The sequence below is a fragment of the Polaribacter sp. Z014 genome (assembly GCF_023555435.1).
Taxonomy (GTDB): Bacteria; Bacteroidota; Bacteroidia; order Flavobacteriales; family Flavobacteriaceae; genus Polaribacter.
Genome location: NZ_JALCZP010000014.1, coordinates 1 through 26,840 on the forward strand (window position 1 = coordinate 1; position 26,840 = coordinate 26,840).

Annotated in this window: 15 protein-coding genes; all 15 read right to left on the bottom strand. The window is 33.1% G+C overall.

What is annotated here, in order from left to right:
- A partial coding sequence (locus MPF19_RS13880; protein ID WP_249988691.1) for a glycoside hydrolase family 117 protein occupies positions 1-1,124 on the bottom strand: 1,124 nt, incomplete at its 3' end.
- Positions 1,125-1,150: 26 nt separating this feature from the next.
- Complete coding sequence (locus MPF19_RS13885) at positions 1,151-2,641, bottom strand: sulfatase family protein (protein WP_249988692.1); 1,491 nt, start codon at positions 2,639-2,641, stop codon at positions 1,151-1,153.
- A gap of 179 nt (positions 2,642-2,820) precedes the next feature.
- On the bottom strand, positions 2,821-4,113 hold the full coding sequence (locus tag MPF19_RS13890) for a LamG domain-containing protein (RefSeq protein ID WP_249988693.1): 1,293 nt from the start codon (positions 4,111-4,113) through the stop codon (positions 2,821-2,823).
- A gap of 13 nt (positions 4,114-4,126) precedes the next feature.
- Entirely contained in the window at positions 4,127-5,665 is a 1,539-nt protein-coding gene (locus tag MPF19_RS13895) for a sialate O-acetylesterase (RefSeq protein ID WP_249988694.1), read from the bottom strand.
- A gap of 136 nt (positions 5,666-5,801) precedes the next feature.
- Positions 5,802-7,997: a glycoside hydrolase family 3 C-terminal domain-containing protein gene (locus MPF19_RS13900; RefSeq protein ID WP_249988695.1), complete on the bottom strand. Its 2,196-nt coding sequence runs from the start codon at positions 7,995-7,997 to the stop codon at positions 5,802-5,804.
- Positions 7,998-8,007: 10 nt separating this feature from the next.
- On the bottom strand, positions 8,008-9,417 hold the full coding sequence (locus tag MPF19_RS13905; protein WP_249988696.1) for a sialate O-acetylesterase: 1,410 nt from the start codon (positions 9,415-9,417) through the stop codon (positions 8,008-8,010).
- Positions 9,418-9,676: 259 nt separating this feature from the next.
- A complete protein-coding gene (locus MPF19_RS13910) occupies positions 9,677-11,374 on the bottom strand; it encodes a T9SS type A sorting domain-containing protein (protein WP_249988697.1) in 1,698 nt (565 codons plus the stop codon).
- A 47-nt stretch (positions 11,375-11,421) separates the two neighbouring features.
- On the bottom strand, positions 11,422-14,007 hold the full coding sequence (locus MPF19_RS13915; protein ID WP_249988698.1) for a beta propeller repeat protein: 2,586 nt from the start codon (positions 14,005-14,007) through the stop codon (positions 11,422-11,424).
- A 58-nt stretch (positions 14,008-14,065) separates the two neighbouring features.
- The gene (locus MPF19_RS13920; RefSeq protein ID WP_249988699.1) at positions 14,066-15,184 is read right to left on the bottom strand and encodes a glycoside hydrolase family 88/105 protein; all 1,119 of its coding nucleotides are present in this window, start codon (positions 15,182-15,184) and stop codon (positions 14,066-14,068) included.
- A gap of 24 nt (positions 15,185-15,208) precedes the next feature.
- On the bottom strand, positions 15,209-16,360 hold the full coding sequence (locus tag MPF19_RS13925) for a right-handed parallel beta-helix repeat-containing protein (protein WP_249988700.1): 1,152 nt from the start codon (positions 16,358-16,360) through the stop codon (positions 15,209-15,211).
- 10 nt (positions 16,361-16,370) lie between these two features.
- Positions 16,371-18,932, bottom strand: a complete 2,562-nt coding sequence (locus MPF19_RS13930; protein WP_249988701.1) for a VPS10 domain-containing protein — start codon at positions 18,930-18,932, stop codon at positions 16,371-16,373.
- Positions 18,933-18,988: 56 nt separating this feature from the next.
- A complete protein-coding gene (locus tag MPF19_RS13935; RefSeq protein ID WP_249988702.1) occupies positions 18,989-20,653 on the bottom strand; it encodes a glycoside hydrolase family protein in 1,665 nt (554 codons plus the stop codon).
- Positions 20,654-20,664: 11 nt separating this feature from the next.
- On the bottom strand, positions 20,665-23,277 hold the full coding sequence (locus MPF19_RS13940; protein WP_249988703.1) for a WD40/YVTN/BNR-like repeat-containing protein: 2,613 nt from the start codon (positions 23,275-23,277) through the stop codon (positions 20,665-20,667).
- Between the two features lie 54 nt (positions 23,278-23,331).
- Entirely contained in the window at positions 23,332-25,179 is a 1,848-nt protein-coding gene (locus MPF19_RS13945) for a sulfatase-like hydrolase/transferase (protein ID WP_249988704.1), read from the bottom strand.
- A gap of 8 nt (positions 25,180-25,187) precedes the next feature.
- Positions 25,188-26,810 (bottom strand): sulfatase-like hydrolase/transferase, encoded by a 1,623-nt coding sequence (locus MPF19_RS13950; protein WP_249988705.1) that lies wholly within the window; start codon positions 26,808-26,810, stop codon positions 25,188-25,190.
- Positions 26,811-26,840: the final 30 nt, after the last annotated feature.

Below are 26,840 nucleotides of genomic sequence, written 5' to 3' on the forward strand. Positions count from 1 at the left end.
AGGTAATTCCATTTACCAAGTCGGTGCATTATTCCCCAAGTAACACCTTTTCCAGGAATACTATCTGTGTCTACAAAGTTACTAACTCTATACATCCCTCCTGCTTCTGGTTTTTCTAAACCATGTTTTACCGGATAAAAATTAATACCATCTTCTGCAAACTGAATACTATTGGCTTCTGGCCCTTCTGTTAAAATAGCACAAACTCCGTTTTTATAAGGCCATACAATTACTTCATGTCCGCCTACAATTACAGGATTGTATTTTGATTTCACATAAGGTCCTTCAGGAGAATCAGCTACAGCCAAACCTACTGCTGCCCTATCAATATCAGCATATTTCCTAGATAAAGTATTTCCTTTTTTATTGTTATCCCAAGGTGTACGAGGAGACCCTTTGTAGTACAACCAATATTTACCATTTCTAACAACCAAAGAAGGATCGTGAACTACATTACCATCCCAATCATCTTTACTCCCCACCTTAAGCATAGGTTCTTTTGAGCGGTACCAAGGTCCACTAGGTGAATCTGCCCAAGACATTCCAATAACATTTGGAAGAAAATCACCTCCAAAAACAGGATCATTACCAGCTTTAATACCTTGTTTTAAACTTTTTGCTGCTTGATAAAACAAGTAATATTTACCTTTAGCTACTAAAACATCTGCAGTATATACACTTCTATGATCGTACTCTCCTTTTTTTCCTCTTTTAATTGCGACTCCTTTTTCCGTCCATTTATAACCATCAGGAGAAGTAGCATACCAAATCTCCGCTAAATCCCAATGATATGCTCTCAGAGAATCATTAGCTGCTTTTATACCAACAACAGGAATCTTAGCTGGAGGTCTCGTATACCAGACATAGTACAAGTCATCTACCTTTATAACACTAGAAGGATCTCTTCTAGTAATCCCTTCTTCAAACCCAATACCACTAATTTTTGTGAATTTGAACTTTGTTTCAAACTCATTAAATTTCTCATAACGAAGCTTATTTTCTTTAAAACGCTTGTATGATGCACTTTGATAATTTTCAGAATTTACCTCAGATTTTTCTTCTTTCTGCTCACATCCAAGAATTCCTAAAGAAAGTATAGCTAATAGTATATATAGTTTTTTCATTTATGATTTATATTATCCTTTTTCTACTAATTATTACCATAAGCTAATACTTGCTTTAACTTTTTATTAAATTCAGCATTGTCTTTAAAAGGATCTTTTTGCTCCTTTACATAATTCTGTAATTTTTTAGCCAACTCAATGGTAATCTCTTTATAGTTTTTATCACCATAAAAATTAATCAATTCATCCGGATCTTTTTCTGTATCAATTAACCAAGGTCTAGATTTTTTAGAGACATCTATTGCTAGTTTATATCTATCGGTAATTACAGCTAACCAACTTCCATTAATTCTACTAAAAGTAACGCCTTCAAAAGATTTTAAATCAGGATTTTTAATCAGTTCCGATAAATCTTGTCCTGCCGATTTTGGTATGTTTTTAGCACCAACCATATTTAAAATTGTTGGCATCCAATCAGTATTGTTTGCGGCTTTATTTACAATTGTACCTGGTTTTATAGAATTACTGTGATACATGATAAACGGAATTAATGCAGATCCTTCAAAAGGTGCTCCTTTATTTATTTGATTATGCTCACCCAATAAATCTCCATGATCTGAAGTAAATATAATAATTGTATTTTCTAAAATACCTTTATCCTTTAAAGATTTTATTAACTTTCCAACATTATCATCTATACATTTTACAGAACCAAAATAAGTTGCAACCATTTTGTGTAATTTTTCTTCAGTAAAGTTTTTTTCTAATGGTTTTCTCCATTTTGGTGAATGTTCTGTTCTTCCTTCTGTAAACGTTTTTGGTAAATTAAATTCATTAGCCATAAACATGGTGTCATAAGGTGCTCTTACAGCATCTGGTCCATGAGGTTCTGGTAAGCTAATCACACAAAAGAAAGGGTCTTTTTTCTGTTCACCAATAAAATCTATTGCTCTATCCATTAACCAATCTGTAGAGTAAGTTTTTTCATTAGCTCCTTTCATACCATAAGACGGTGCTCCATTTTTGTCTTTTGCTGCAATAAATGGTGTGCCATCTTCTTTGGTTCCAAAAACTTTCCAATGACCTCTGTTAAACATGTATTTATTGTTCTTAAAACCATGAGTAGCCTCGGGTGCCCAACCTGGTTTTGCATCACCATCTAAATGCCATTTACCAATATAACCTGTATTATAGCCTTCTTTATTTAAAACATTTGCAATTGTAGGATAACTTTTATCTAGCACTCTATTATTAACTTGCATATTTACGGTATACGGATATTGGCCAGTAAACATACTAGATCTAGAAGGAGAACAAACTGGCGAAGAAGCATACATACTTGTAAATAAAACTCCTTTTTTTGCTAACCAATCTAAATTTGGCGTTTCTACTACTTTATCTCCCCATTGTTTCGCCTGAGAAGCTTCCATTAAATCTCGATAACAACCTAAAGTTCTAAAATTATGTTCGTCTGTAATGACCCAAACAATATTTGGTTTTTCATTTTTTTGAGCAAAAGAACAAATGCTAAATAAGGCAAAAGCGATAACGAATCTTATGTTTATATTTTTTTTCATGAATCTATATTTTCTAGATAATAAAAGTAAATAAATATCGCTAGTTTGATTAGAACAAATAAACGGAACAACAGAATACATGGTCTATATTCATGGGTTTAGTTACTATAAACACAAAAACCTAAAACAAATCCTTTATGGGTTTCTTAGGTTTTTATAAAAATATTTTAAAAAAATTCTTATTTCTTCAATGTAAAAAACATAGAATTAATATCTAGAGCATCTCTCGTTTTATTTGTTCCTTTGACATCGCGAATAATTGCTTCCACTTTATAAGTTGATGATTTAGATAGTTTTTTATTTAGTTCAAAAACAAGTTCCATGTTTCCATATCCTGGAGAAACCTCTATTGTTTTTTCTACAACTTTTTTATCCCATTTTACTTTTGTTCTATCTGTAGTTTCAGATATTTTGATATAAATAGTTCTCTTTTTATTTGCTTTAAAACTAATAGGAATCGTTATTTCATTGTCTTTTGAAGCAACTATTTCAGTTTCTATATTAGAAAAAATAATACTTTCGTTATACAAATTTAAACCAATTTCATAATCTTGATTCACTTTTTTATCCAATACATCTACCAATTTATAACCTCTAACCCAATCGTAATACACCGTATTTTTTGTTGGATCTGCTAACTCCTCATCCGTTGGTAATTCAATCCAGGGAAAGGGATATGTTTCTGAAACCAAACGCATAAACATTGGTTCACTAAATGGTTTTTCAACAACTTTATCGTAGAATTTTATATGCTTTGGTTCTCGGTTATCGTAATAATAGCTTGCATAATTTTCATTTCGCCACCAACCTCCGTAAACGTGAAAATTTTTTGAAGCTAATTCTTTATTCGCAAATTCTACACTCGATGCTTTTAAATCATGCCTTTTCTTATCTACATCAGTGTACCAAAAGTGTCCATTTGAATTCATTCCTGTTGTAAAATGATTTCCGGCAAAATCACCACTTCGCCCTATGCATTCTTGTATATCCCATTCCTGACCATATTTATCACTTCCATTTGGCCCTTTTGCAGCACCATTTGTTGAAAACCAAAATGTAGCAGACATTGTGGTAGCAGCAGCTTTCATTTTAGTTTCATAATATCCTAGAAAAGCAGCATTTTTTGAAACTACAGCGCCTCCTTTGATATTAAACGTTAAGTCTTTATTATAAGCGTGAATAATGGTGTCTTTTTCCATTTTTTCTCCCTTAATTTGAAGATAACCGTCTTTTACAGAAACTTGTGACGGCATAAACAAACCAGGCACTCTACCTTTCCATTTTGGATGATGGTCTAACCATTTGGTAGCGTCTAATTGGGTACCATTAAACTCATCAGAAAAATCTGGATTCATAACCCACCTTTTTCCAACTGGTGGTTTTGGTGGACCCGAAGAATTGTTTTGTGAAAATGAATAAAAACTAAAAAACAGAAATACAATTACTAATTTAAGTGCTAAAAAATCTCTCATTTTACAATATATTTTATCTATTCGCTTTTTTATTATGTAAAGTAATTGTTGGCCAATTATCTGTTCTAAAAGCAGTAACTGGCAAATTAGCTTTGTCGTATAAATTCGCATACGGATTATTAGACCACGCAAATCTTACTGCTATTGGTTTGCTAATTTCATCTGCAAAAACGACAACTTTGTTTTTACCAATAATATTCGCTTTTGCCCACACAAACTTTTGATCTTTTCCCGAAATCATAAATCCTTTTACGGTATTCTCATCGAAAGCATATAAACTTTGAGCCACATCTTTAAATGTAATTGTTATTTTATTCCCTTCAACTTTCATGGATTGATAACTCGGACTTTTCGCTTTCAATTTAACGCCATAATCATTATTTAAAGCATGTAAAACCAATCGATTTGCAGAAGTTTGTTTGTCTTTAAAATGAATATTATTACTTTCTGATAAATCATACACAATAGCTTCACCTGTATTTGGTAAAGACAACGTCATACTTTGCGCTTCTCGCATTTCTGCCCACATATTTCCTTTTCCTATTTCTAAAGTTTTTTCTTTTAAACCAGCAACTTGAACCCAATAAAAAGGAAAATCGCCTTGATTCCATAATTTTCTCCAAGTATTAATTAGCAAGGGAAACAAAGTACGGTATTGATACGCACGACCTAAATTTGTTTCTCCCTGACACCAAATAGCACCTTTAATTCCGTAACCTACAATAGGATTTACCAAACCGTTAAAACCATTAGCAGGTGTATTCTGACCAATTCTATGATCTCTTGCTGGGTTTAATCTCTTTCCTTTTTTACCTCCTTTTTCCCAAGATTTGTATGCTTTTGTTTCTTTATCAAAAGTAGCCTGCGTATAATTCGCCATTTTTTCATCCCATTGCGCCAACATTTCTGTATATTCTCCTGAAGCATCCATAGCATCTCTTGGTATCCAAGTTTCAATTGCGGAAGCTCCCCAAGCTACATTGATTAAACCTATTGGCACACCTAAAGTTTGATGTAATTTTCTTCCGAAGAAATATCCATTGGCAGAAAAAGTCCCAACAGTTTCTGGGGTACAAACTTCCCAAGAAGCATCAAAATTATCTTGTTTGTCTAAATTCCCTACTAAAGGAACTTTTAAAAATCGAATCTTCGGATACTTTGCTGATGCTATTTCTAAATCTGCAAAAGTAGTTCCTGCTACTTTCCATCCCATATTAGATTGCCCAGAACATAACCAAACTTCACCAATTAATATGTCTTTAATTTCAACTGTATTTTTACCTTTTACCAATAAATTATAGGGTCCTCCGGCTTTCATCGAATTTAAAATTACTTTCCAATAGCCATTTTTGTTAGCTTTTGTAGTATGCTCTTGTCCGTTTATAGAAACTGTTATTTTCTCATTTTTATCTGCATTTCCCCAAATAGGATTTTTATGATTTCTTTGTAAAACCATATGATCACTAAAAAAGTTTGGCAAAGTAACTTGTGCAGTTACTTTTGATGCAGTTGATAATAGTATAACAACCAGTAATGTCTTAAAATAATTCATGTCTATAATTTAATTTTTAAGAATTGTTTTCCAATTTTCTTTACTAAAAGCTGAAGCAGGAAGACCTGCATTATTAAATAAATATTCGTCTATATAACTACTAAAACCATAACAAACATTTTTTGGTTTTGATACTTTATCTCAACTGAAAAATAGCTTCTTGAGGTATTGCAGCACCAAGTTTAGTACTTAATTTTCCTGGTGATGAGTTACCTACTACAACTTTATATTTTCCTTTTCGCCAGACCTTTTCACCTTCTTCGTTAATTACTTTTAACTCTTCAGGGCTTATAGAAAAAGAAACCTTTTTACTTTCTCCTTTATTCAAAGAAATACGTTTAAATGCTTTTAAACTTTTCAATGGAATTCCGCCAGAAGTATCTTCAGGACAAATATATAGTTGAACAACTTCATCAATATTAAAATCACCTTTATTGGCAACTTCTAGGTTAACTTCAAGTGATTCTTTTTTCTTCAATTTTTGAGCATTTAAACTCATGTTTTTATATTCAGCTTCAGAATATGTTAAACCAAATCCAAAAGGAAACATAGGCTCTTTAGTCATATATTTGTAAGTTCTTCCTTTCATAGAATACCTATCATACGCAGGTAATTGAGCTGTGTTTTTAGGAAATGTAACTGGTAATTTTCCAGAAGGAGATACTTTTCCAAATAAAATATCCGCCACTGCGTTTCCACCTTGTTCACCTGGGTACCAAATTTGCATAATAGCTTCACAATGTTCTTCAATCCCTTCTAAAGAAACTGGACCTCCACTTGCAATTACTAAAATTAATGGTGCATCCTTTTTCTTTTCAATTAATTGATGAATGTATTTAATTTGGTTTTCTGGTAATTTTAAAAATTCTTTATCACCACCCCAAGTTGAAGCAATAGCATCAACTGATTCTCCTTCTAAATAACGAGTTGTACCAACAACACAAATAATAGCATCTGACTCTGCGGCTACATTTGGTGCCCAATTTTTAGGATTTGGGTTTATTTGAAATGGTAAAGCACCTGTTCTATAATTTAAAGAAGTACCTAATGAAAGTGCATCCGTAACTCCCTCTAAAATAGAAACCATTGAAGGACTAACCCCATAGTAACTCCCCATTAACACATCATTAGAATTTGCAAAGGGTCCTGTAAGATAAGGAACCTTAATATCTGGCGATAAAGGAAGTGTATTATTTTTGTTCTTCAACAAAACAATAGATTTTTGCGCAATTTTTCTTGCCAATAGAACATGTTTTTGACTGTGAATATGTTCTGGTCCAATTTTAGTATAGGGATGATCACTATTCTTATCAAACAAACCTAAACGGAAACGAGTTTTAAATAACTGAATCACTCTTTCATTAATCAATTCTTCGGTAACCATTCCTTTTTCTACTGCCGTTTTCAATTGCTTATATGCACTTCCACAGTTTAAATTAGCTCCTGCTTTTATAGCAAGAGAGGCTCCTTCAAGACTTGATTTTGCGTATCCTTGTTTTCCTGAAACACCGCCAATAGCTCCACAATCTGAAGTTACATATCCATCAAAATTCCAATTTTCACGTAAAGTTTCCTTAATTAAAAACTCACTAGTAACTGAAGGTTTTCCGTAAACCATATTGTAGGCAGTCATTACACCTTCTACTTTAGCATCTTCAACTAAGGCTTTAAAAGCAGGGAAATAGGTTTCGTTTAAATCTTGCTTGGAAACCTCTACATTAAAAGTCAATTTACCGTGTTCAGGACCTGAGTGCATAACAAAGTGTTTTGCACAAGCTGCTGTTTTTAAAATATTTGGATCATCACCTTGTAAACCATTTACAAAAGCAACCCCAATTTTAGACATTAAGAGCGGATCTTCTCCATAACATTCTTGTCCACGGCCATATCTAGGGTCTCTAAATAAGTTTACCGTTGGCGACCAAAAAGTTAATCCCGCAAACTTTCCGTAATTTCCCTTTTTTTGAGCAATGGTAAATTTAGCTCTTGCTTCAGTTGAAATTGCATCAGCCATTTCTTTAACCAATTCAGGATCAAAAGTTGCTCCTAAACCAATAGCTTGTGGAAAAATAGTAGCTTTCCCATTTCTTGCAACACCATGTAAAGCTTCACTCCACCAGTTGTATTTTGGTATTTTAAATCTAGGAATTGCTGCTGCATTAGAAGTCATTTGACCTATTTTCTCATCTAAAGTCATCTGAGAAACTAATAATTTTGCTCTTACATCAATTGGTAATTGATTATTTTGAAAAGAGAAATCCACATTTTGAGCATTCGACAAAGTGCTAATAAAAAAACATGAAAAAATGATAAAATATTTATTGTATGACATTATAATTTCTTTAATTTAATTTTAATATAACATTCCAATCTTCTGTACTAAAAGCTGAAGCAGGAAGACCGGCATTATTAAACAAACATCCATCTATATAACTGGTAAAACCATAGCGAACATTTTTAGGCTTTGCCACTTTATCACTCCAAACTTGCAGTAATTTTTCTTTCATAATAATTTTAGCTTCCGCTGGATAAAAAACGCCATTTTCTCCCGAAATCTCGAAATTTGTTAACGGTTTCCCTAAACTTGTAATTCCTAAAGCAGCATGATTAAAACTAATAAGTGCTTTGTTTTTTTCTATTTTCACAGCCTTATAAGTTGGTCCGGAATACGTTATTCCCTCCACATTATAATCTTTTGCCAATGCCCAAAAAGCCAAACGTTCTCCTACTTCTCTCTTTTTTGGTGGATGAATTCGTGTTTTATATCCAATATCATTAATTACCGCCATACCTGTACTTGGTACCGTTAACATTGTTTTTAATTGCGATTGCTGCAATTGTGCCCAACCTTCTAAATCTTTATACCCATAAGGGGCTAATTGCACAAAATAGAATGGAAAATCTCCTTGTTTAAATTGGTCTCTCCAATTTTTAATCATGGCAGGAAACAATCTTGAGTATTGTTCTGCATTCCATCTATTTGCTTCACCTTGATACCAAATAGCGCCTTTTATTCCATACGGGATTAAAGGATGTATCATTCCGTTATACAAAACTGTTGCCGTTTTTGTGTTTATCTTTTTAGAAAAATCTTTATTAAATTCTGGAAATTCTGAAGAGATAACTTCTTTTGAAGTCCAAGCTTGAGCTGGTGTTCCGCCCACATTACTAGAAATTAATCCAACAGGAACACCTAAATGTTCTTGAATCATTTTTCCGAAGAAATAACCAACAGCACTAAATGCTGCCGCGGTTTTAGGGGTTGATACTTCCCAATTCCCTTTTAAATCATCTAAAGGAACTTCGCTTACGGTTGTTGGAACTGTAAAAAACCTTAAGTTAGAATTTGTACTATTTAAAATGGCACGATTGCTTCCTTCTATATGCTGACCAACATTTCCTCTTAAAGCCATTGCCATATTAGATTGTCCGCCACAAAGCCAAACTTCACCCAACAAAACATCTTTTAACGTAACGTTTTCTGATCCTTTTACTTCTAAAGTATAAGGTCCACCAGCTTTTAACGTTTTAATTGTTGTCTTCCATTTCCCATTAGCATCTGTTGTGACGCTAGCTTTTTCTCCCCAACTTCCAATAATTTCAATGGTAGATTTAGGAGTATCTGTACCCCAAATATGGACATTAGTATTACGTTGTAATACCATATGGTCATTAAAAATATTGGCTAATTGTGTTTGCGCATTTGTAGTATACACAAACAAGCATAAAATCATTAGATATAAATTTCTCATATGTATTCTTAATTTAAGTTCAATGTTACCACAATCAACAGAGAAACTATAAAACAAATGTTTTTATTAAGGCAAGTGTTTATCTATTTAAAGGAATAAGCCGGATTTTTAATAGCAGAAATTTAAAAATCTCGATTTACCCTATCTTCTAACTTTATATTCGAGAAAAGAATAAAACGACAAAATTGCAATACCAATTAAAGTTATAATACACCAAAATGAGTTTAAGAATCGTAATAATTTATCTAAAAATAGTATATTATTTTAGCATCATTTTTTTAACTTCTACACCTGCATCATTAATAAACTTTAAAAGGTAAATTCCATTTTTGAATTCCTTTAAACTTAAGATGTACTTGCCGTTTCCTTGCTGAACTGAAATCTGCTTTTTTAACTGTCCTACTGCGTTATAAACTTCCAATTTATAAGCACCTAAATTAGGGGTTTCAATTGTTATAAGCTCTTTTGATGGATTTGGATAAAAAGAGAAAGTATCTTTCAATGAATTTGACAACACATTTAACGAATCTTCTCGATTGATTAAAATACAATCTTCTGATCCATTCATGGAAACCTCTAACTTCGTTGCAGTTGTGTAAACAATCTTATATCCGATAGTCACTTCTATTGGCTCATCGATTTTTACATTACAAACACCTTCATCAAATTTTGTTATTTTAATTAAACCTTCATCTGGTTTGTTTGCGACATTCCATACATTATGATGGATTGTTTCATCCTGACTTCTTCCAACATAAAAATCTTCAACTTCATGCATTGCAAGCACATAGTCTAAAGATACATTCTCATTTGCATTAAAAGTATTGCCATAAATATAGATTCTTCTTTGCCCATAACTATGAGGTTTTGGACGACAATCTAAATTTGCTTGCGCATTACTATTCATGTCTCCTGGTTGACATGTCCCAATAGTACCATCATCAAGATCACGAGTTATAATTTCTGGTGTATTTTGATATCTTCTTTTAGCTTCACCGCCCGCAAAATCTATAAATGTACTGGCTCCTGTAATATTATTTGTGAAAATATTTTCGCTGATTGTAATATCACTAACAAACTGTTCTAAATGAATTGAGGCATTATATGACTGAGCCGTAGTTGCTTGATTCGTCATTCTATTTCCGTGAATAAGTGCATTTTTAGACTGTACAAAGCCAATACACCACTTATTCCAACCTTCAAAATCGTTATCATAAATATAGGTTCCTTTTAGATCGGTTGTATAAGTATATCTTTTTTGAGCATCTGAAACACCTGGAAATTCAACATCATAAAAATCATTTCCACAATCGGATATAATTCCTCTTTGATACCCTGGATGAAAACGATTGCCAATTACGTCTATTTTCTCTGTAAGTTCTTCAATTCTATTGATACGTGTTTGTCTATTCAATATTAAAACGCAGATATTTATAATCTCATAAAAATCTGTATTTTCAAGCTTTAATCCGTGTAATGCATAACCTACTTGACCTCTAATTCCGTTTTCTCCATCTCTTAAAACACAATCAATTACGCTTACTTTTTTTCCGTAAGACCTAATCAAACAGGCATCATATTTACCTGTTACCGCTTTGGTAATATTCTGATTTCCGTCTAATTCAAGGTTGGTAAACGTGACTCTATTATTATTTGGTAATGCATTTACTAACTTAAAAAAGTCTGTACTTGATTCCATCATTCTTAGAATCGCTTTCTCAACATCCGTAGAAGTAAAAACAATACCTTGGTTTACATTGATAAGTTTTTTAAAAGGATAAATCTTCCCAGATTCAAACTTAATAATATCTCCCAAATCTGATGAATTAATCAAACTTTGTAATTGTGTGCTATAATCTGTAATACCAGCATCCCAATTCACAATTTTGGTTTCGGCCCAACCTTGTTGAAGATTCGATAATAAAATAAAAATAATTAGAAATGTTATTTTTTTCATAATACACTTTGTTAATTAAAAATAAAATGGACAAGCCCGACCTTCTTTTATTCAGTCAATACTCCTTTTGCAAAACCGCTTCCGTGGCAAGAACTCCAAAATACATTTTCATCATAAGGATCAAATTCAAAACCTGTCATTTTATCAACCTGACCTAAACCATAATTGTATTTTGTCCAAGTTTTTCCGGCATCCTCAGAAATATAAATACCACTATTTATTTCTTTTACCTTTTTACCGGGAGCCACAACTACTGCAATTGTATTCGCATCTAACGGAGAAACTTTTACCATTTTAATATGTGGCATTTCAAAAATTTTATCCCAAGATTTTCCTTTGTTAGTACTTCTGTAAACTCCTCCTTCTTTTATGTTTGCAGCACCTTCTCCGCAAGCTAAATAAAGAGTTCCTTTTTTATCAACTTCTACAAAATTGACACTTTTTATTTCGTTGGGTATTTTTACTTTATCCCAAGACATACCATCGTTTTTACTTTTATACAAACCTCCAACAGATTTTTCGAAACTTCTACCCAAAGCCGCATAGATATCTTTATAGTTATTATCGTACGTCATCTGCATAACGTTTGGTCTATTAGGTAAACCGGTATTACTTGTTTCCCACGTTTTACCTCCATCATTACTTAAATGAACTCCAAAGTCTTTAAAATCGGTCATTCTTAAATAGCCATTTACCATCCATTTACTGGTATGCCACCCTCTTTGTGTGTGCGTTGGAATGGTAAACAACATTCTATTTGAATCCTTTTTATCAATAATATGACTGAATGAAAACAAGACTCCATTAGCATTAAATTTTACCATTGGTTTTTCCGAAACTGTAAACCAAGTTTTACCAGCATCTGTAGATTTACGTAACTCGCCTGCAAAATGCTGTCTGTTTGGTAAAATATAATAAATATTAGCATTGTTAGGGTCAATAGAAATTTCGGGTGCACTGGTTGCTCTATGATCTTTTGCCGTTAATTCTTGCGTTTGACCTTCAATTTGCTCTAAAGCCACAGCTCCTTTATATGCCTTATCTCCGTCTGTTGTTGATTTCCATATTCCGTGTTCTTCTGAAGCGAATAAGTACTGCCCTTTCAATCCCGTATTTACATTTAAACCAAAACCTGGTAAATTACTATTTCCACGACCTACCCAATTTCCACTTCCTTTTGATGTTTCAATATCATCTCTTTGTTGCCAAGTTTTTCCGTGATCTGTGCTGATAAATAATTGTTGATCGTACACTGTAAAAACTTCCCCTTTATTATTTATTTGTAAATCTCTATAGCCTTTCGAATTTCCATACGTATTTGCTGCCGCTTCTAAATGAGAAAAAGTCATATTTCCTCCTGACGGATTGTTTCTAGAATCCCAATAGGCTTTATCAACTCCTTTTTTCCAATAATCTCCAGCCCTAGCACAAGCAAACCAAGTTTTACCTCCATCTTCTGTTTTCATAACTTCCGCAGGCGGAAAACTCATATCGTGTTTTATGTTGCTAGAAATATAAACTTCATCCGGATTTAGAGGATTTACCACCAATCTGTTGTAAACAGGTAATATTGAAGTTGGGTATTCTGAATATTTTTTCTTCGCTTCTTTTATTGAAATACCAAACCAATACGCAATTGTTTTTAGATAATAATTTCTTGAAGAATAATCAGCAATCTGACTCATATCAAAGGGTAAATTACCGGTGATTGATTTCCAAGTATCTCCATTATTTTCGCTTTTATAAACACCTCCATCAGATTTTACTGATTTCCCATTTGGTTCATAATGTGTTTGTAATAACAAGTATAAGTTAAACTTTCCTGATTTTTTATCATAATAACTTTGGATATCTCTAGCATCATTATACGGCAAACCGTTTTTCTTTTCTACCCAAGAATTCCCTTGATCTTTTGATGTGTAAAATCCAAAATTGGTTAAAACATATAATTGATCAGAATTTCTAGGGTCAACAATAATTCTTAACACATCTAAATCTTTCGAAATAGTGTTCATTATTTTTATCCAAGTTTTACCAGCATCTGTGGTTTTGTAGATAAAACCGTATTCGGTATTTCTATATTTGGAACCATGTGGTTCTTTTAAACTTCTATGAACTCCTTTTATTTTCCAGTGTTGACCTGCGCCTACATACCAAATATTATCATCCTTAGGATCTATAGCTACTGCATTGAATTTTTTAGTACTCGGAAAATTTTCAATTTCCTCCCAAGTTCTACCTCTATTGTTAGTGGTAAAAAGAGTTCCTTGATTTCCTTTCATAATTCCAAAATCATAGTTGGTTGCTGAAAAGGCTGTTCTAAACGGTTTTATTTTACTTCCTAAACCGTCATAATCATTCAAGGTTGTCCAAGAATCTCCTTTATTCCAGGTTCCATAACCATTTCCCATATCGTAACTTAAAAACATCACATCACTATCATACGGATGGATATTTAAATCTTCGCTATAACCTGAAGTTCCTGGTCCAATTACCGTCCATTTTAAACTCGGATCACTTGTAACTTTTTTAGTTTGTAAGGTTTTAAAATACTTCTTGTTTTGAGCAGTTAAACTTCCTACTACTAAAAAAGCAACCAACATACTCTTTAAAAACTTATGGTAATTTTTCATTTTATGAATCTTTATGAATTAATTTCTAAATCCTTTTTTAATGTAAAGAGGGTTTAAACTATTTATGATATATTTTATACATTTCTGTACCCGCACTTAAAAAAGCCCCAGTTCCATACACTTCTGTAACATTTTTAGAAGCAACTCCTGGTGCCGCTCCAATTGGCTGAACATAGCCCAACATACCGTTTTCATGCACGTAACCAGCCATCGCATTCCAACCTTTTATGGCTGCTTTTTTATATTTTGATTTATGAAGTATTTTATTATTAACGCCCCAAGCCAAACCATAAACAAAGAAAGAGGAACCACTTGTTTCTGGCGTTGGGTAAAATTCATCACCTAATAAACTCATAGCCCAATGTCCTTTTTCTGTTTGAATTTCCACCAATTTCTTAGCCATTGATTTGTAAATTTTTAAGAAATATTTGTACTCTTTACTTTTAGGATTTAGTTCATTCATAATATTTACCAAACCAGCAAATACCCAACCGTTACCACGTGCCCAAAATATTTTTTGATCATGATCTCTTTTTGTGATAAATCGTTCATCTCTATAATATAAACGCTCGTCTTTATCAAATAAAAAATTAGTAGTCGCTTTAAATTCAGAAACCATAAAATCTAAGTACTTTTTATTTCCAGTTACCTTATATGTTTTTGCCCACAAAGGTGGAGACATAAATAAAGCGTCGCACCAATTCCAACGGTTTTGATGGTTTGGTGATTTCCATTTTAGTGATGAAGCTGATGGGTTATCAATAATAAAATCTAACAACTCAATTGTAGGAGCTAACATTTTATCTTCTTTATACTTTTTGTATAAATCGACATATAACTGTCCTACTGCATGAGGATCTGCGTGATAACCATGAGCATGTTGATATGACCATTTTTGTTGATTTCCGATATCATTTTTTAACCAATCATAATATTTATCATTATCGGATAATGCTGCCCATTTTACCATTCCAGAATATAACGCTCCATTTGTCCAATGATTTGGATGATGCTTTTTCTTTCTACTATAAGTATCTTCAAAATGCTCTATTTGCCAATCAGCATTTTTTTCTAATAATTGCTTAATTTCTTTTTGCTTTTCGGTTTGTGCTTGAATTTGAAAGGCGCTTATTAGGACTAATAGTAAAAGAAAAGTGTTGCTCTTAAAAATGCTCATGGCTCTTATTTATTTGAGATTTGTTTAATTTTTGATAAAAATAAAATCCTTTAATTTATCCTTTGGAATATCTTTAAATTTTATGTCATTCATAATAACATCAGGTTCTATATCAAAAGTCATCGTGTTTTTTGTTTGATAACCTCCTATTATTTTTTCTTCTGAATTGATATGATTGTTTCCTTTTATTTTTAAAAAACCTCTACCATAACCAATCGCTATTGCATTTTTTTTGCTTGAAGTAATCGTGTTTCCATCTAAAGTGATGTTGCTAGAACCGAAGTCAATTTTTTCTTCATCCGGAATTTTACGACCATTTCCGTGCCCAGTATATCCTGTGGAAAATATGATTATGGCGTTACCAACATCATTTTTCATAGTATTATTCTTAATTAAAACATCTCTTGTATCGTGTTCAATATGAATTGCTTGCGAATACCCTTGCAAACCACCATCCATTCTAGAATTATTCTGAATAATTACATTTCTAGTATTTGCTAAAGCGATATTAAACCTTGCGGCAACATAAAAAACACAATCATCAATTACAATGTTAGCATGATCTATAGCATCCGTTTTAGCAAACGCATTGTCTATACTAATTTGATGATCTCCTCTTTTAAAAGTACATTTTGTGACTAAAAAATTCTTTAAAACCTCAGAATCCATTGTTTGTAAACTAAATTTACAATCATCAAAAAAAGTATTTTCAACAAGAATATTTGTAAAATCACCTCTAAAATCTATCCCTGTATATCTACCATTAGAAAAGTTACAATCTTTAATAGTAATATTAGACAACGTTTTATCTTTTGCTTCAATTCGCAACAAATTAGTAGCATTTTTGAATGAGATATTTTCAAAAGTTGTAAAACCTACTTTCAATAAAAATAAGTTCAATTTTTGATGTACTTTTCTAACCTCAAACTTTTTACCATCTGCTCTTTTTGCACCTTTAAAAGTAACTCCTTCTTTATCAATTAAAAAATGAGCCTCTTTCTGATTAAATAACACATCAACATCTATTAAAACAGTATCTCCTTTTTTTGCTTTTTTATAAGCTTCTCTCAATTTTTCAACAGAAGTTCCTTTTTGAGAAGAAACTTTAATTGTTTTAGCCTGAAGTGAATTAACTCCCAGAAATAAAACTAAAACTATTTTAAAAAATGTTTTCATATATAGACCTTTAATTTTTAGACCAACCTTTTTTAGTTCCTTTTAAATAACCAATTGCCCAACCGCTACCTTTTTGCGAACACCAAAAAACATCTTCTCTATATGGATCTGGTTTTATATCTACAATACGATCTTGTTGACCTAAGCCATTATTTATTTTACTCCATGTTTTACCAGCATCAAACGAAACATAAGCACCTGGATTTAACATCGCTTTCTTATCTTTTGTTCTTGGAGGTAATGGTACCGAAACAGTAATTATATCAGGATTTACGGGCGAAGTTTCACATTGCCAAACATAAGGCATATCAAATATTTTCTCCCAAGATTTTCCTTTATCCTTACTTCTCCAAACTCCACTTCCTGCATCTGTTGCTGCTTCATTTCCACAAGAGATAAACATGTGTTTTGTATTTCTATCAATAAAAATATTATTTACAAATTGTATTTTTTCCGGTATAGTTACCTTTTTCCAATCTCCTCCTTTGTTCGTCGATTTATACAAACCACCATTTTCATCATTTACGGCAGAAAATAATGTCTCTGAATTTTCTGGATCTAAAACCACACGTCTAAAACTTGCTGTTTTATGCAAACCTTTAGTGCTTAATTCCCATGTATAACCTCCATCAAAAGAACGGTAAAAACCATAATCTCCTTTTGTTAAAGTTTTCGCATATGGCCCATGAACTTGCGAAATTGGCTTACGCGTTGCACAGAAATACATATTATCGGGATTTACAGGATCGATGGTTAATGAATTTACAAAAACCAATCTCATATGGCTTGGATCATCAGCATCAAAAATATGTGCTATGTTTTCCCATGTTTTACCTCCATCAATAGATTTACGAACCATTCCTCTATTATTCTGTCTGTAAGACATAAAATAAATAACATTTGGATCTTTTGGATGCACAGCAACTGTACCCGCAGAATGCGAACCATCATGATGCATTTGTCCATCTATTTGCTCTACAGCAACATCCATTTTATCTGGATGATTGTCTAAAGACGTTGTTTGCCACAACCCATGCTCTCCGCTACACAATAAATATCGGTCCTTTTTCCCTGTTTCTAACAATATTGTTCTACCAGGTAAATTACTTCCGCCACGTCCAACCCAATGTTTACTTCCTGGTGCTGTTTCGTAATCATCTATTTGTTGCCAAGTTTCTCCTCCGTTGTCGGATGATAATACTTGTTGGTCCAAACATATAAAAGGTGTTCCCTCCGCATCTAACTCTAAAAAACGATTTCCCCAAGACTCTTCTCTTCTGTCCATTTCTGGTTGCATATGAGCAAAAGTGGTATTCATATTTACCAAATTATTTCGAGATTCCCAATAGGCTTTGTCTTTTCCGTCTATCCAATATTTACCTTCTCTAGCAACCGCTTTCCATGTTTTTCCTCCATCGATCGATTTCCATGCACCTCCTGGTAAAAAAGCTTTGTCGTGTTTGCTATTATGTGATAAATAAATCTCGTTTTTATTTTTAGGATTTACCTGTATTCTATGCCAAATATCTAAAACGTCCGTTGGTAATTTTGGATACATAGTTTTCATTTCTTTTGAACTTTTCTGAAACCAAAATGCTATAGAATTATAATATTTACCTTGTAAAGTTTTACTTGAAATCTGACTCATATCTACCTTTAAATTTCCAGTAATATTTTGCCAAGTCTTTCCGCTGTCTGTACTTTTATAAACACCTCCTTTAGAAGAAACTGTTTTTCCGTTAGGTACAAATGCTGTTTGATCTACCAAATAAACTACAAACTCTTTTGTTTTTTTATCAAAATAAAAATCGAGATCTCTAGGGCGATTTACTGGTAAACCTGTACCACTTAATTTCCAAGTTTCTCCTTGATCTTCACTTCTAAACATCCCTTCATTTGTAGCAGCCAAAATAATTTTTGAGTTATTCGGGTTTACAATAATTCTACCCACATTTATTTTATCAGTTTCTCCAACTTTAAAATTTTCCCACGTTTTTCCTTTGTCTCTACTTCTATAAATTGCGTTTTTACTAGTTTTACCAACTTGTCCATTTATATGGCGCCAATTCTTTTTTACATTCCAAAAATCTCCAGGACCGATGTACCAATTTCTATCGTTTGATGGATCTACCACAACTACAGAATGACGTCCTTTAAAAGAAGCTATTTCTGTCCAACTTCTACCAGTATCTTCGGTTTTATATAGTTTTCCACCGCTAGAAATAGCCAAACCAAAAGCTGCATCTTGATAAGAAAATGCAAAATTTCGCATTCTTGCTAAATCTTTACCAATTCCGTCTGCATTTTTAATAGTTTTCCAACTTTTACCAGCATCCCAAGAACCATAGGTATTGTACATATCTGGAGACATCATCATTACATTTTTATCTGTAGGATGACACCAAAACTCTTCGCAATAACCAGACATACCTGGTCCTACTTGTCGCCATGCTACCAAATCTGTTGATGGCATTTCTTTTTTCTGTAAATCTTTGAAATACTTTTTATCTAGCTGCGCCACAGAAGGGAAACTCAATAAAAAAGCAACAATTAGTAAGAGGGCTTTTTTCATATTTAAATGTATAATTATGTGTTTTGTTTATGTTTTTTTTTAAGGATTGCTCTAAATTATCTAACGACAACTAATCCTTGTAATACGGTTGTTTTTTGATTGCTTCCTTTAATAGTTACTCTAACTTCTATAGCCTTATTTCTTTCTATCATTTTCTTTCCCCATAGCGTCAATGTTGTTTTTTTATACGGTTTTAAAGCAGGAATTTTTTCTTTTTTGAAAACATGCCAAGTGTCATTCTCTAAATACTCTATAGTGATTTCTGAAACATCTGACTTTACTTGTCCAAAATTCTCTACCTCAATCTCTGCTTTCAAACTTTTTGCATTCAAAGAAAACTCTGGAAATTTACTAGATAAAATGGGTGTTACATAGGTTACCCAAGGCAATCTTGCAAATCCAAATAAAAGGGATTTCTTTTTAGTGCTCCCTAGTAATTTTGCAACAAAATTATCGTCTGTTAATCCATTATTTTTTCCTTCAAAATATAAGAACAAGTCTTTACCTACTTTTTCTTTTCTCAAGAACTTACTTCCTCTACCAAAATCTACTTCTTCGGATGCCCCAAAACGCAACGATTTTAAATCAATGTCTTTATGCGGATTAAAGCCGGGTTCTGCCTTTATCAATACTTTAATTTCTGAAGTATTTTTATCGATTTTCTCAGTATTAACTAGCGCTATCCTCTTCCCCACTGTCATAGGAATGCTAATATTTTTAGAACTATGATTATCGCTACCTTTATCTTGTTTTTTGATAGTATCTAAAACCGCAAAATTTGCTTGAAACGCGCGTCCGTATGCATCTTGTAACACTTTAATCCGCTCAAACTTATACCAATCTTCTATTGTTCCATCTTTATGTTTTGCAATTCCTGGTAAATACGCTTCTCCTTTGTCCAATTTCCAGTCAACTCCATTTTTAGAACGCATATAATAAGCGAGTCTTCCTAACCAATCATTAACGACTAAATGGTATTGAATGTCCGTTCTCCAAACTACAGGATCTTCATATCTACCATCGTACGGAGGATAAACAGTGCCTTCCGTAATTTTTTTATAGGGAGGCAAACCAGTTTCACTTAACCAAATACCGCCACCACGACCAACCATCAACATAGAACCATCTTCACGTTTTGCAAAGGTGTTGTTTGAAAAATGATCTTCTAATTCACGCTGACGCGTATCATACGTAAATTCAATTTTTTCCCAAGGACCATCTAATGTTTCAGAATAGTAAGAATAAGCATTGGAAAACTTAAATGCATATAAAAAATAACCTCCACTTTTTAATTTTTGAATCTCCGGATTGTGTCCTGGACCAATAATCTGACTTACTTTATACGGTCCAATTGAATTCTCTGAAATAGCATGTACCACCTCAGACCTTGGCCACGCATTATGACCTTTTGGATCGTCTTCTCTCCATCTACAGACAAACAAATGATATGTACCATTGTCATCTATTTGAATATTTCCTCCCCAATAAGACCATTCATTATCTTCTAAACCATTATCAATATATCTAGGTTTAACATTTTTAGCGCCCCAAGTATTTGCAGTTTTTTCACCTGTTTCTGGCATTGGCAAAAAACGATCCATCAATCTTCCTCCAAAGACAATTCCCTTCCAATCATCCGGAGCAGATCGCTCTACATCTTGCCCCTGAATCACAAGCGTACTACATACCAAAAGCACCAATATTAAATATAGTTTTCTCATAATGTATTTTATTATTCTTTTAACCAACCATCTGTTGCACCATTTAAATAGGTAACAAACCAACCTGATCCCCAAGCAGCACTCCACAATACATTTTTATTATATGGATCTGGTTTTACGTCAACCATTTTGTTTGGTTGCCCTAAGCCTTTGTTAATTTTTGTCCAAGTTTTTGCTCCATTTTGAGACACATAAATTCCTGGGTTTTTAAATTGATCTCTCGCTTTTCCTGCTTGACCAGCTACACTTATTACTATAATATTTTCATCTAAAGGAGACGTTTCTACTTGCCACACAAACGGAGCCATAAAAATTTGTTCCCAAGACTTTCCGTTGTTTGTACTTTTCCAAACACCTCCTTCTTCATAAGTTCCGGTACGTCTTCCTGTAGCAATGTATATATTATGGCTATTTCTATCAATAAATACATTATTAACTGCCTTTATTTCTGATGGAATATCCATCTTCTCCCAAGAACTTCCTTTATTTGTCGATTTATACAAACCACCTTTATTGTCGTTTAATGCTGCATAAATAGTGTTCGGATTTTTAGGATCTAATTTTATTCTACGCACACTTGCTCCTTCGCCAAAACCTTTGTTACTTAATTCCCAAGTATAACCAGCATCAAAAGAGCGATAAAAACCAAATCCTCCTTTGGTTAATTTTGCAGATCCATCACCAACCTCAGAAATTGGTTTACGCACTGTACAGAAATACATATTATTAGGATTTTTAGGGTCTATGGTTAACGAATATTGTGTAACCAAACCTCTATACGATGGATTATTTCCTTCAAAAATTGTAGAAATATCTTCCCAAGTTTTTCCTCCATCTTTCGTTCTACGCAACTTTCCTCTATGTTCTTGTCTCCAAGCCAAAGAATAAATAGTATTTGGATCGTTAGGATGAACTGCCATTGTTGATGTTGAATGTTGCCCATGATTTCCATGATGATCGTGAACCTGACCATCAATTTGTTCTACAGCCACCGCTTGTTTATCTGGCCAACCATCTAAATCTGTCGTTTGCCATAAACCATGTTCTCCACTTGCTAATAATCGTCTTCCTTTAATTCCTGTTTCATGAAGCATAAAACGTCCAGGTAAATCACTGGTCCCACGACCAATCCATTTTTTACTTCCTGGTGATGTTTCAAAATCATCTACTTGTTGCCAAGAATTACCATGATCAGAAGATTTTAAAGTTTGCTGATCTATCCCAATAAATACTTCTCCTTTAGGATTAATTGCCAACATTCTATTTCCAGAACGAGCAGGCGAATTATCTATATTGGTTTGTAAATGTGCAAACTCAACATTTGCTCCCATCGGATTGTTTCTACTTGTCCAATATGCTTTGTCTTTTCCGCTTTTCCAATACAGACCATCACGAGCACAAGCAAACCATGTTAACCCTCCATCTTCCGTTTTCCATAAATCTCCTGCACCAAACGTTTTATCGTGTTTTTTATTGAAATTTACATATAACTCATTCTCGTTTATCGGGTTTACAACCAAATGGTTGAATACTGGTAATGTTTCTGTAGGTAAATCTTTAAGCGTTTTTCTTATCTCTTTTTTATTGATTCCAAACCAATTTCCAATAGTATTGTAGTAACGATCTGCTTCCGAAGAAAAACTAATTTTAGTTAAATCAATCGCTAAATTACCCGTAATATTTGTCCAAGATTTTCCGTTATTGGTACTTTTATAAACACCTCCTTTAGCGGTAGTAGTTTTTCCTGCTTTCTCATAAATAGTTTGTTCTACTAAATACAAAACAAAATCTCCTGTTTTAGGATTATAGTATGATGTTAAATCACGTGGTAAATTGTTAGGCAATCCTTTGTTAGCTGCTTCCCATTTATCTCCACCATTATAACTTACAAAAACACCATAATTAGTCGCTATAAAAACAGTTGATGGATTTTTAGGATGATAAATAATTCTCCCAACGTCCAAATCTTCAGAAATATCTGTTGCAATTTTTGAAAACGATTTTCCGCCATTGGTTGTTTTTAACACATACCCATAACTTGCTCTTTTATCAAGTTTACCATGAATATTTTTTAAGCTTCTGTGATTGTTTTTTACATTCCAAAAATCTCCAGCTCCAATCATCCATTCTTTATCATTTTTAGGATTGATGGCAATTTTAGTATGTGCATTGCTAGTGTGTTTCCCTTTTTCTCTTGGAATACTATATACAACTTGCCAAGTTCTACCTCTGTCATTTGAGGTATAAACATCTCCAGCACGTTCTATTGCCACACCAAAATCTGGGTTTTGAGCAGAAAAAGCAATATCATGCACACGTTCCATATCTGTACCGTCTCCATCAGAATCTTTAATGGTTTGCCAAGATATTCCGCCATCCCAAGTTCCGTAACTTACATGCATATCTGGCCCCATAAACATTACGTTTGTATCCGTTGGATGACACCAAAACTCTTCATTATAACCGGACATTCCTGGGCCAAAATTTTTCCATTCAACAGATTGATCAGAAACCACTCTTTCATTCTTTATCTTTTTAAAGAACTTTTTATTGCTCTTAGACATTTGTGCATTTGCAGTAATACTAAACACAAAAACGATAATTAATAATTTTATTTTATTCATTTAAATTTGATTATTGATGAAACAATTCAATTCAGAAACCAATATGGAATCTATTTATTTTTCTAACTTTAATTTATAATCATGAGCGCCAGGAGCAAAATTGTTTTTATAAACTTTTGTTCCCGTAGCTTTCATTCCTTTACCCCAATTTACCTCTGCTCTATTGTCTCCAAGCACAATATTTGTAAGTTTATCTTTTAATTGCTTCGCTATTTTTTGATACTTTTTATCAAAAGCTAAATTGTTTGTTTCTTGAGGATCATTTGTCATATCAAACAACGCAGGATCTAAATCTTTATACTCCGCGTTTACTGCCCAATTCATATCAACTCCACGTTTTTTACTCGGTCTAGTTTGCATAGAAAAGGCATATTCTTTAGTTCTTATATAAGCTCTTGGACCTGTAACAGCATGACTTTCGCCCACCACATAATCTCTATGAATAGCCTTACCAGAAGCTACATCTGCCAAGTTCATTCCGTCTAAATACTTAAACTCTTTGGTATCAATATTAGCACCACCAGCAGCAATAATTGTTGGCGCAATGTCTACAAACTCCGTATAATCCGTTACCACTTTTCCTGCTGGAAAGGCTTTTTTATCAGAAGAAACCACAATAATTGGGTTGTGAGCATCTATTTCCCAAGGTGTAAATTTAGAATATGCACCGTGTTCATTCAATTTCCAACCATGATCTCCATTTACATACACCACCAACCAAGGTTGTTTTTTGTTTTCACTATATTTAATAAAAGCATCTACAGATTCACCCACCAAATCATCACCATAAGCACAAAAGGCATAGTAATCTTGAATCATTTGTTGCTTCTGATCATCTGTAAACTCATTAGAATACGCATTATTTACTTGCTTTTTAAGCTGTTTTGGCATTTTAGCCCACTCTTCCTTGGTTAATTTTGGTAATTTATAGGTATGTTTTTGAAAACGCTCTCTATATTCTTTTGGAGGCAAAACCGGTGTATGAGGAAAATCATAACCAATATGGCAAAATAATGGTTTAGAAGTATCAATACCATTAAACGTTAATGTTCCCAACTTAAATTCTTTATTTTCACTTGACAAAAACTCTTTGAAAGAAGAATTATAAAAGCCATCACGTGTTTCACCTGCAGGTCTTGGACTTACCCCTCCTAAAATACCTTGGCTAAATTCCGTTTCAGGTTTTTTAGGTGTATGCTTACGCAACAAATCTAATTTATCATAGATTGCTTTTGCCATTCCAGCAAACTGTGGGTTTTGTTCTTCCAGTTCTTTACTGAAATAATGATATTTTCCATCTTCAGTTTTTAAGTATTTTATGTTTTTAAAAGGCTTTACCAATTTTTGTCCATCAATTTCTTTCAGCAAACCCATTTTCCCCCATTCAGCCATTCCTTCATAAGAAAGCAATATTGAACTGATATCCGTTTGATACATTTCTGGAGCAACCGCTTTACCATTTTTAATGGTTCTTAATCTAACACCTAGTTTACCAACATGCACTGTTTGATATCCCATTTTTTCCATTTGTTCTGGTAAATGCGGATAAGAGTTTTCTGTATTGTTATTATGATACTCAAATTCATACACTCCCGAACGAAAAGGGTAACGACCATAATGCATAGATGCTCTAGAAGGTGCACAACCAGAAGCTTGACAATAGGTATTTATAAACGTAGTTCCCATGGTACCTAAACGATCAATATTTGGAGATTCTACATACCCTAATTCACTTTCTTCTTTTCCCGTTAGTATTTTATTAAACGAACTAATAGCATCATAACGATGATCATCCGTTAACACCCAAAGTACATTTGGTTGTTGTTGTTTTTGAGCTATCACTAATTTACTCGTCAATAGCACTGCTGATAACAGTACGAATACTTTATAATTTATTTTCATAATCAATATTATTTTTTTTCTAATGGTGCTACTTTTCCATAACCTCCTTTCGGAGCATCATGTGCTGTTTCATGTAAATTAAATTGAGGAATTATCCCTAACAATTCATCTCTTTCTTTTCTGTGTGCTTCAGAAACAGTACTCCAATCTTTAATCTTTGGAAAACTTATTAAATCAGTTGGATTTGCACTTACATCATACCAAACATTATTACCATCTTTCATCACCAAATCTCCACGAACAATTTGAGTCTCTTTATGATATGCATAAATCCATTCTCTATGTTTTTTCTTATTTGTAGTTAAAAACGGAATTAAACTTTCTCCATTTATCTCGTAGCTATCTGGAATTTTTACTCCTGCAATTTCAGCGATAGTGGGTAACATATCAGAAATATTTACCAAAACATCTTGCGCTCCTTTTTTAGTCATATGTAAACCTGGAGCATAAATAATTAATGGCACGTGCGTTCCTCTCTGCGAAACTGGACTCGATTTTCCGTATCCACTTGTTCCATTATCTGCACAGAAAATAAAAATTGTATTGTCTTCAATTCCCATTTCCTTTAGTTTGTTCATATACAACCAAACTTGATAATCTAAATAGTTTACATGGTTGTGAATTCCGTCTTCCGTAATAGTTCCATGGGTATCATACACACCATTATCACCTGTTACATTGGGTGCTGTTCTTGTATATTTTTTTCCATCCCAACTAATTTTTGGAGTCCCTGGCCATTTATTTCCAGAATCTGGATGTAAAAAATCGAAAGCATCATGTCCTAAATGACTTGTATGGTATACAAAGAAAGGTTCATCTTCCTTTTTCTTTCTCTCCATAAAATCAAAAATAAACTCTAATTCTACATCAGGTCCAAACGTATTTAAACCAAATTCTTTTTCAGAAGCTTTATCATTTGGCCACCATTCAAGATGTTCTTTAGAATCTGGATGATTCATTAATTGCACATGAGGTTTCCAATACCAACCAGATTGCACATAACTTTTTTGAGTTAATTGTTTTCCTGTATCTGCATTAAATATTTTTTTCTTCCCAGTTTCTTTTCTTGTTTCTAATCTAAAATCTGTAGTATGAATTTCTTTATTATAAGAACCTTCTCCAGGAGTGAAACAACCTTCATCAAACTGAAAACCAGCAATACTCATTTGTGTTTTTCCTGCCCAATAGGTAGCATAACCACCTGCCTTAGCAACATTTGCAATTGAATGCGGAGAACTATCATACAAATTCCAAGAACCTTTACCATTTGGTGCTTTTCCTTTATCACTATTGTGCCACCATTTATGTAAATGTGCATATCTACCCGTCATCATCATTGCTCTACTAGGACTACAAACTGTTGCTGCCCAAGTTGTTTTTACGAACACACCTTCTTGTGCCAATCGATTAAGATTGGGCGTTTTTGCTCTGTATTTTACATCTTGTGTATCGCCACCTTTAAGTTTTCCTCCTTTGGGTAAGCTCCAAGTATCTGAACCGTAAATAGGCAATTCTCTTGCGCTAATATCATCTGCATATAACAAAATGATATTTGGTTTTTTCTGAGCTTCCATTGAAAACGACAGCATCATTAATAAGCTTCCTAAAAGTATTTTTTTCGATGTTTTCATGTAATTCTTATTGATCTTTATCACTAATGA

What these genes read in the sequence shown, in the direction of transcription:
- MPF19_RS13885 (WP_249988692.1), bottom strand. Translation starts at nt 2,641, where the DNA reads ATGAAAAAAAATATAAACATAAGATTCGTTATCGCTTTTGCCTTATTT.
- MPF19_RS13890 (WP_249988693.1), bottom strand. Translation starts at nt 4,113, where the DNA reads ATGAGAGATTTTTTAGCACTTAAATTAGTAATTGTATTTCTGTTTTTT.
- MPF19_RS13895 (WP_249988694.1), bottom strand. Translation starts at nt 5,665, where the DNA reads ATGAATTATTTTAAGACATTACTGGTTGTTATACTATTATCAACTGCA.
- MPF19_RS13900 (WP_249988695.1), bottom strand. Translation starts at nt 7,997, where the DNA reads ATGTCATACAATAAATATTTTATCATTTTTTCATGTTTTTTTATTAGC.
- MPF19_RS13905 (WP_249988696.1), bottom strand. Translation starts at nt 9,417, where the DNA reads ATGAGAAATTTATATCTAATGATTTTATGCTTGTTTGTGTATACTACA.
- MPF19_RS13910 (WP_249988697.1), bottom strand. Translation starts at nt 11,374, where the DNA reads ATGAAAAAAATAACATTTCTAATTATTTTTATTTTATTATCGAATCTT.
- MPF19_RS13915 (WP_249988698.1), bottom strand. Translation starts at nt 14,007, where the DNA reads ATGAAAAATTACCATAAGTTTTTAAAGAGTATGTTGGTTGCTTTTTTA.
- MPF19_RS13920 (WP_249988699.1), bottom strand. Translation starts at nt 15,184, where the DNA reads ATGAGCATTTTTAAGAGCAACACTTTTCTTTTACTATTAGTCCTAATA.
- MPF19_RS13925 (WP_249988700.1), bottom strand. Translation starts at nt 16,360, where the DNA reads ATGAAAACATTTTTTAAAATAGTTTTAGTTTTATTTCTGGGAGTTAAT.
- MPF19_RS13930 (WP_249988701.1), bottom strand. Translation starts at nt 18,932, where the DNA reads ATGAAAAAAGCCCTCTTACTAATTGTTGCTTTTTTATTGAGTTTCCCT.
- MPF19_RS13935 (WP_249988702.1), bottom strand. Translation starts at nt 20,653, where the DNA reads ATGAGAAAACTATATTTAATATTGGTGCTTTTGGTATGTAGTACGCTT.
- MPF19_RS13940 (WP_249988703.1), bottom strand. Translation starts at nt 23,277, where the DNA reads ATGAATAAAATAAAATTATTAATTATCGTTTTTGTGTTTAGTATTACT.
- MPF19_RS13945 (WP_249988704.1), bottom strand. Translation starts at nt 25,179, where the DNA reads ATGAAAATAAATTATAAAGTATTCGTACTGTTATCAGCAGTGCTATTG.
- MPF19_RS13950 (WP_249988705.1), bottom strand. Translation starts at nt 26,810, where the DNA reads ATGAAAACATCGAAAAAAATACTTTTAGGAAGCTTATTAATGATGCTG.